Origin of the sequence: uncultured Microbacterium sp. (assembly GCF_913776565.1) — a bacterium.
In the GTDB taxonomy this organism is placed as follows: domain Bacteria; phylum Actinomycetota; class Actinomycetes; order Actinomycetales; family Microbacteriaceae; genus Microbacterium.
This window is the reverse complement of the sequence record NZ_CAJYPF010000161.1, coordinates 1-7,664: the sequence shown is the minus strand read 5'-3', so window position 1 is coordinate 7,664 and position 7,664 is coordinate 1. Positions and strand designations below refer to the sequence as shown.

Here is a 7,664-nt window from a genome sequence, read left to right as displayed (position 1 = left end):
AGGTGAGCTGGTCGTTGATCGTGGCATCCACGCGGCCCTGCTTGAGGAGGGCGACCGCCTGGGCCCAGCCCTCGACGGCCTCGACCTGAGCGCCGCTGGAGGTCGCGAGCTCGTACCAGTTGCTCGTCAGCGACTGGGCCGTGGTCTTGCCCGACAGGTCGGCGAAGCTCGAGATCGAGTCGTCTCCCTCGGGGGTGACGATGACGCCGCGCGAGACGGTGTACGGCGCGCTGAAGGTGTACTTCTCCTGGCGGTCGGGATTGATCGAGACCTGGTTCGCGATGACGTCGAAGCGACCGGCATCCAGGCCCGCGAAGATCGCGTCCCACTGCGTCTCCTGGAACTTCACCTCGAGGCCGAGCTTGTCGGCGACGGCCTTGGCGATCTCGACGTCGAAGCCGGTGAGCTCGCCCGCGCCCTCGTGGTACGAGAAGGGGCGGTAGGTGCCCTCGGTGGCGACGGTGAGGGTGCCGCCCGAGACCAGGCCGTAGTCGGCGCCGGCGGCGGGGTCGGCCGAAGAGGTCGCGCCACCGCTGCAGGCGGTCAGCGCGAGGGCGCTCAGGCCCAGGGTGGCGGCGAGGACGGTCAGACGACGACGGGGCATAGCTGTTCCAGACATGTGAGATCAAGGGCGGGTCGCGAAGCGCGACCCTCCAGCACAACACGTCGTGGCGGGATCGTCTTCCCGGATGACGTTGTGTTGCACGTCCGTGCAGGCGCACGGCCCGGGGCACGGCATCCGGGAACGCGGAAGCCCCGCCGGCACGGGGCACGGCGGGGCTTCCGGTGACGAACGTCAGACGATGGCGTTGACGTCCAGCGGGATGCCGGGACCGAAGGTGGTCGACACGGCGCCCTTCTGGATGTAACGGCCCTTCGAGCTGGACGGCTTGAGGCGGACGATCTCCTCGAGCGCGGCCTTCAGGTTCTCGTCGAGCTGCTCGGCCGAGAACGAGGCCTTGCCGACGACGAAGTGCACGTTGGCGTGCTTGTCGACGCGGAACTCGATCTTTCCACCCTTGATCTCCTCGACGGCCTTGGCCGGGTTGGGGGTCACGGTGCCGGTCTTGGGGTTCGGCATGAGGCCGCGGGGTCCGAGGACCTTACCGAGGCGACCGACCTGGCCCATGAGCTCGGGCGTGGCGACAGCGGCGTCGAACGAGGTGTACCCGCCGGCGACCTTCTCGATGAGCTCGGCGCCGCCGACCTCGTCGGCACCGGCGGCCAGGGCCGCCTCGGCCGCGGGGCCGTTGGCGAAGACGATGACGCGCGCGGTCTTACCCGTGCCGTGGGGGAGGATGACCGTGCCGCGGACCATCTGGTCGGCCTTACGGGGGTCGACCGAGAGCTTCAGCGCGACCTCGACGGTCGAGTCGAACTTCTTCGAGCCGGTCTCCTTCGCCAGGGCGACGGCCTCGGCGGGAGTGTAGAACGTGTCGGCCGCGATCTTCTCAGCAGCGGCGCGGAATGCCTTGGACTTGGTAGCCATTGTTATCTCCCTCAGTCCTCGACCGTGATGCCCATGGAACGGGCGGTGCCGGCGATGATCTTCGAGGCGGCCTCGATGTCGTTCGCGTTCAGGTCGGGCTGCTTCGTGGTGGCGATCTCGCGGACCTGCTCCTTGGTCAGCTTGCCGACCTTGGTGGTGTGCGGGGTGGGCGAACCCTTCGCGAGGCCGGCGGCCTTCTTGATGAGCTCCGCGGCCGGGGGCGTCTTCAGGATGAACGTGAAGCTGCGGTCCTCGTAGACGGTGATCTCGACGGGGATGACGTTGCCGCGCTGGGCCTCGGTCGCCGCGTTGTACGCCTTGCAGAACTCCATGATGTTGACGCCGTGCTGACCGAGCGCCGGACCGATCGGGGGCGCGGGGTTGGCCGCACCCGCCTTGATCTGGAGCTTGATCAGGCCGGTCACCTTCTTCTTGGGTGCCATATCCTTTTCCTCTCTCGAGCGGGTGCCTCGCGGCTCCCTCTCTCCCGCGACCCGGCGGTTCCGGGCAGCGGTCGTCGCGCGCGCGGACGCACGCAACCTCCTCATCATACGCGATGCCGGCCGCCCCGGCATCCCGCGCTCTCCTCACCGTCGAGCCTCGCCCGACGCCCCGGCCCACCGCTGTCCGCGACAAACGCTCCGGCGAGTGAAACAGCACATGCTCTGCCGTGCCTCACTCACAGGTGCGTTTCTCGCGGCGTCGTCCACAGATGCGCCCGCCCGCGACTCCCCGGGGGAGAGTGGATGCCACTCTCGGGCGATGACGCTCACCTCACCGTCCGCGGCCGCCGGGGCACCGGCCTCGCTCCTCCGAGCTGCCGACGCGGCCTCCGCCGGCACCTACCCCGCCGCGGACCGCGCGCTCCTGCGTATCCGTCCCGCGGTCTACACCGTTCGCTCGGAGTGGGACGCGCTGCCGGAGTGGGACCGCTATCTCCTGCGCGTCCACGCATACGCGCTCGTTCGGCCCGACGCGATCTTCTCGCACGAATCGGCAGCGGCCCTGCTCGGCCTGCCGCTCTTCGGTCACCCCCGGGATGTGCACGTCTTCGATCCCCGCCGCGCGCGTTCTCTGCGTTTCGGCGACGTCGCGGTCCACACCAGCGCCGATCCGCGAACACCCCTGCACCTCGGCCGAATCCGCACGACGTCGGTCACCGATACGGTCCTCGACCTCGTCCGATGCCTCCCGCCGGCATTCGGCCTCGCCGTCGCCGACCACGCCGCCCGGGCCGTGGGGACCACGAGCGTCCAGTTGCTCGGGCGAGCGACCGAGCAGCGAACGGAGCGGGGTCGACGGCGAGTCGAATGGGTCTGCGCCCACATGGATGCGCGCGCGGAATCCGTCGCGGAGTCGATCAGTCGCGCCGTCGCGCTGTGGTGCGGGTTCCCCGTTCCCGTTCTGCAGCGGGAGCACCGCGTCGGCGGACGATCGTATCGCTCTGATCTCTGCTGGCCCGAGCACCGGGTGATCGGCGAGTGCGATGGATGGCAGAAGTACGGCGCGGATGGCGACGCGACACGTGCCTTCCGCGAGGAGAAACGTCGCGAGGACACCCTTCGGCGCGCCGGTTGGAGAGTCGCGCGATGGGATTATGCCGGCGCCCTCCAGATTCATGGCTTGCGCGATGCGCTCACGGCCGCCGGGCTCCCCCTCGTCCACCCAGCCGACACGGCGCGCCTGGTGACGCTGAGGCAGCGGCGGCCCTCGTTCGATAAACGGCACGGCGAGTGAGACACCACGTGCTGCGGCATGTCTCACTCGCACGAGCGTGTATCGCGGAGGGGGGCGGGGGGGGGAAACGGCGAACGCCCCGCGCGGCAGGAGCCGGGCGGGGCGTTCGCGGGACGCGCGGGGCGTCAGACCATCTTGGTGACCTGGTCGAACGAGAGCTCGACGGGGGTCTCGCGCTCGAAGAGCGACACCAGCACGGTGAGCTTGCCGCTCTCGGGCTTGATCTCGCTGATCGTGCCAGGCAGACCCGCGAACGAGCCTTCCTTGATCGTGATCGTCTCGCCGGCCTCGAAGTCGACCTCGGCCGGGATGACGCGCTGAGCGGTCGGGGCGCCCTTGGCGGCTCCGGCCTTGGCGGGTGCGGACTCCTTCACCTCGACGAGGCTCTTCAGCATGTTGAAGGCTTCTTCGAAGCGCAGCGGCGTGGGGTTGTGGGCGTTGCCGACGAAGCCGGTGACACCGGGCGTGTGGCGCACGACCGACCAGGTGTCCTCGTTGAGGTCCATGCGCACCAGCACGTAGCCGGGGATACGCACGCGGTTGACCATCTTGCGCTGGCCGTTCTTGATCTCGACGACGTCCTCCATGGGGACCTCGACCTGGTAGATGTCGTCCTCGACCTCGAGCGTCGACTTGCGCTGCTCGATATTGGCCTTCACCTTGCGCTCGAAACCGGCGTAGGAGTGGATGACGTACCACTTGCCCGGGAGAGAGCGCAGCTCAGCGCGGAACGCGTCGTAGGGGTCGATGTCCTCGTCGTCGACGCCGTCGACGTCGGTGGGCGCGTCGGCCGGCGACTCGTCGGACTCGACCTCGTCGACGACGGATGCCGCGGCCGAGACCTCGTCGACGAAGTCCTCGTCGAGGACGGGCTCGTCGGGCTCACCGTTGACGTCGGGGCCGTCGTAGGGGGTGACCTCATCGGCAGCCTCGGCGGCCTCTTCGGCCTGCTCCTCGGCGAGGGAGTCGGTCAGCACCTCGGCGGCGGCCTCGGCCTCGCTGGTCTCGTCGATCTCGAGAGCGTCGTTCACGATCGCGTCCGCCTCCGGGTCGGTGATGTCGATGTCGCCCAGGTCGGCGTCATCGGCGTCGGTCTCGTCGTCGACGATGTGGACGGCGGAGTGCTCGGCCGAGTCGGAGGCGCGCTCCTGGGACTGGAGCACGTTGCCCTCCTGGGCTTCGTCGTCCTCGCTGGACTGCTCGGCTGCCGTCGCCCAATCGGCGTCGTCGACATATCTTTCAGACACTGTGATCTCTTCCGTTCAGAGGCGGCCGCTCTTGGCGCCGCGCGTCCGACCAGACGCCGGTCAGGCGCCGGCGGTACCGGGCACGCCGAAGACGGCGGTGGTGATCCACACGAACAGCACGTCGAGGCCGTAGACGATCGCCATCATGACGACGACGAACCCGAGGACGACGGCGGTGAACTTGACGAGTTCCTGCCGCGTCGGGGTGACGACCTTGCGCAGTTCCGCGAAGACCTGACGAATGAAGAGGGCGATCCGCGCGAAGAAGTTCAACTTCTTCTCGCGGGGCGCGCCGCGCTCGGCGACGATCTCGCCCTGCGCCTCGTCCTGCGTCATCGAACCACCTAGGTCTGTGTCTGTGCCAGCGTGCGCTGTGCGCAGGGCGGACAGGAATCGAACCTGCAACCTGCGGTTTTGGAGACCGCTGCTCTGCCAATTGAGCTACCGCCCTAAGATCCCGAGGGATCCGGGAAGCGAGACCCGCAGACTTCCACCTGGATCTCTCGGGGAGGGATGCCGTGTACCCCGGGGGGCACAGCGAAAGAATGCAGATTTCGACTGCATGTCCCAGTCTATGTCATGTCCCCCGGCGAGGCGAACCGGCCGGGGGACATGACGCGGATCAGGCCGAGCGGATGAGCTTCTTGTTCACGAACTCGTCCGCCGCGAGAAGGCCCATCTCGCGCGAGGTGCCGCTGCGCTTGACGCCGCCGAACGGCAGCTCGGGCGAGTCGGCGAGCACGACGTTGACGTACACCATGCCGGCCTCGATGCGATCGGCGATGCGCTGGGCCTGCTCGGCATCCGTGGTGAAGACGTACGAGCCCAGGCCGTAGCCGGTGCCGTTGGCGATCTCGATCGCCTCCTCCTCGCTCGACACGCGGTAGACGGTGCCGACGGGTCCGAAGAACTCTTCGCCGTAGGCGTCCATGTCCTTCGTCACACCGGTCAGCACGGTGCCGGGGTAGAAGGCGCCGTCGCGCTTTCCCCCCACCTCGACCGTCGCCCCCTGGGCGACGGCGCGCTGGACCTGCTCGTCGAGGCGCTCGGCGGCGGCGAGCGACGACAGGGGCCCGAGCACGGTGTCCTCGGCGAACGGGTCGCCCACCTTGGCCTCACCGAGCGCCGCGGTGAACTTGGCGAGGAAGCCGTCGTAGAGGTCGTCGGCGACGATGAAGCGCTTGGCCGCGTTGCAGGACTGGCCGTTGTTGTCGAGACGGGCGTCCACGGCGGCCTGCACCGCGGCATCCAGGTCATCGGTGGAGAGCAGGATGAACGGGTCGGACCCGCCGAGCTCGAGCGCGACCTTCTTCAGGTGCTGCCCGGCGAGGGCGGCGACGGCGGAGCCCGCGCGCTCGGAACCCGTGACCGACACGCCCTGCACGCGCGGGTCGGCGATGATGGTCGCCGCCTGGTCGTTGGTCGCGCGGATGTTGACGTAGGCGCCCTCGGGCAGTCCTGCGTCGCGGTAGATCGTCTGCAGCGCCTCGGCCGACTCGGGGCACTGGGGCGCGTGCTTGAGGAGGATCGTGTTGCCCACCGCCAGGTTGGGCGCGGCGAAGCGGGCCACCTGGTAGTACGGGAAGTTCCACGGCATGATCCCCAGCAGCACGCCCAGCGGCGAACGGCGGATCACCGCGGTGCCCTCGGCCAGGATGTCCAGCGGGGTGTCTCCGGTGATCTTGTCGATGTTGTCGGCGTAGTACTCGGTGATGTCGGCGGCGAAGTCGACCTCGCCCTCGGCCGCGGCCAGCGGCTTGCCCATCTCGCGCACGATGATCGCCGCGAGGTCGTCCCGACGCTCGCGATGCAGCTCGGCGACGCGGCGCAGCGCCGCCGCGCGGTCGGCGGGGGCGGTACGCGACCACGCGCGGTACGCGTCGTGGGCGGAGGCGATGGCATCCTGCACTCCGGCATCGGTGAGCGTGTCGTACTCGGCGAGGGTCTCACCGGTGGCGGGGTTGACGACGGCGTAGTCGCTCATGGTGCTCCTTTTCGTTTCGTTGTCAGGACGTGCGGCGACGGCGGGCGCTCGCGGGCGCCTCGCGTCCCAGGGTCTCACCGCGGAAGAACGCGGGGCTCTTCACACGCTGCGCGATCATCAGGACGACTCCGACCACGATGATGACGACCGTGATGACGAAGACCAGACCCACACCGCCGATCTCGGAACCGGAACCGTACGAGGGATCCGCGCTGTCGATGAGGGTGGTCACGAAGAGCACGGCGAGGATGACACCGCCCACGAGCGGGGCCAGCAGCGTCAGGAAGACGTTGCGCACCGAGTCGAACCACTGCTTGCGGAAGTACCAGACGCACGCGAAGGCGGTCAGGCCGTAGTAGAAGCAGATCATCGCGCCCAGCGCCGTGATGGTGTCGGTGAGGACGTTCTCGCTCAGGACGCGCATGATCGCGTAGAAGGCCGAGGCGACGATCGCGGACACGATCGTGGCGTACCCGGGGGTGAAGAAGCGCGGGCTGACCTTCGCGAACCTCTGGGGCAGGGCGTCGTAGTGCGCCATCGCCAGGAGCGTGCGGGCGGGGCCGACGAACGTGGCCTGCAGCGACGACGCCGAGCTGGTGAGCACCGCGAGCGAGACGAGGAACGCCAACGGGCCGAGGATCGGTCCCGAGAGGTGGAAGAAGACGTTCTCCTGGATGTCCTCGTTGCCGAGGCCCAGCTCGCCCGTGCCGTTGCCGGCGAACATCAGCAGAGCGACCGCGATCAGCAGGTACAGCGCGACGATGAGGAACACCGTGACGGTGGCCGCGCGACCGGGGGTGCGGTCGGGGTCCTTGGTCTCCTCGTTCATGGTGAGGATGACGTCCCATCCCCAGAAGATAAAGATCGACAGCGACAGACCGGCCGCGAAGGCGCTGAAGGAGTCGACCTCGAAGGGGTTGAACCACGACGCCTGCACCGGGCTCGCGTCGAAGGCGTTGCCGTTCATCATCTCGACGACGGCCGCGCCCGCGAACACCAGCAGCACGAGGATCTGGAAACCGACCAGCCCGTACTGCAGGCGCTGCGTGGTCTGCAGGTCGCGGTAGGACACGATCGTGGCGAGCAGCATGAACAGCAGGCAGACCGCGATGTTGATCGGCACGACCCGCGTGAGCTCGGCGATCTCGGCGTTGCCGCTGATCTGGGCGATGAGCAGGAAGAGGAAGTCCACCGCGATCCCGGCCAG

8 protein-coding genes and 1 tRNA gene are annotated in these 7,664 nt (G+C 68.6%); 1 reads left to right on the top strand and 8 read right to left on the bottom strand.

Translation table 11 applies throughout. From position 1 onward, the window contains the following. From QZ433_RS08920 to rplK, 3 genes are all read right to left on the bottom strand, one after another. The coding region (locus QZ433_RS08920) for a transporter substrate-binding domain-containing protein (protein ID WP_295782154.1) at positions 1–604 on the bottom strand (604 nt) is incomplete at its 3' end. Positions 605–796: 192 nt separating this feature from the next. Next, positions 797–1,489 carry a 50S ribosomal protein L1 gene (gene rplA, locus QZ433_RS08915; protein WP_108319386.1) on the bottom strand — a complete coding sequence of 231 codons (693 nt, stop codon included), beginning with the start codon at positions 1,487–1,489 and terminating at the stop codon, positions 797–799. Between the two features lie 11 nt (positions 1,490–1,500). After that, the gene (rplK, locus tag QZ433_RS08910) at positions 1,501–1,932 is read right to left on the bottom strand and encodes a 50S ribosomal protein L11 (protein ID WP_058232721.1); all 432 of its coding nucleotides are present in this window, start codon (positions 1,930–1,932) and stop codon (positions 1,501–1,503) included. A 598-nt stretch (positions 1,933–2,530) separates the two neighbouring features. On the opposite strand from rplK, the gene QZ433_RS08905 reads away from it, so the two are divergent. Further along, a complete protein-coding gene (locus QZ433_RS08905) occupies positions 2,531–3,226 on the top strand; it encodes a hypothetical protein (protein WP_295782146.1) in 696 nt (231 codons plus the stop codon). A gap of 125 nt (positions 3,227–3,351) precedes the next feature. Here QZ433_RS08905 and nusG read toward each other — a convergent pair whose 3' ends face one another. The 5 genes from nusG to QZ433_RS08880 form a co-directional block, all read right to left on the bottom strand. After that, on the bottom strand, positions 3,352–4,473 hold the full coding sequence (nusG, locus tag QZ433_RS08900; RefSeq protein WP_295782144.1) for a transcription termination/antitermination protein NusG: 1,122 nt from the start codon (positions 4,471–4,473) through the stop codon (positions 3,352–3,354). A 60-nt stretch (positions 4,474–4,533) separates the two neighbouring features. Further along, positions 4,534–4,809, bottom strand: a complete 276-nt coding sequence (gene secE / locus QZ433_RS08895; protein ID WP_295782141.1) for a preprotein translocase subunit SecE — start codon at positions 4,807–4,809, stop codon at positions 4,534–4,536. A gap of 42 nt (positions 4,810–4,851) precedes the next feature. Further along, a tRNA-Trp gene (locus QZ433_RS08890) sits at positions 4,852–4,924 on the bottom strand. A 171-nt stretch (positions 4,925–5,095) separates the two neighbouring features. Then, the gene (locus QZ433_RS08885; RefSeq protein ID WP_295782138.1) at positions 5,096–6,457 is read right to left on the bottom strand and encodes an NAD-dependent succinate-semialdehyde dehydrogenase; all 1,362 of its coding nucleotides are present in this window, start codon (positions 6,455–6,457) and stop codon (positions 5,096–5,098) included. Between the two features lie 22 nt (positions 6,458–6,479). Next, positions 6,480–7,664 (bottom strand): APC family permease (locus QZ433_RS08880; RefSeq protein ID WP_295782135.1); only part of this gene is annotated, 1,185 nt, incomplete at its 5' end.

Bases quoted from the DNA above. Each gene is read 5' to 3' on its own strand.
- rplK (WP_058232721.1), bottom strand. From the start codon at position 1,932: ATGGCACCCAAGAAGAAGGTGACCGGCCTGATCAAGCTCCAGATCAAG.
- QZ433_RS08885 (WP_295782138.1), bottom strand. From the start codon at position 6,457: ATGAGCGACTACGCCGTCGTCAACCCCGCCACCGGTGAGACCCTCGCC.
- secE (WP_295782141.1), bottom strand. From the start codon at position 4,809: ATGACGCAGGACGAGGCGCAGGGCGAGATCGTCGCCGAGCGCGGCGCG.
- rplA (WP_108319386.1), bottom strand. From the start codon at position 1,489: ATGGCTACCAAGTCCAAGGCATTCCGCGCCGCTGCTGAGAAGATCGCG.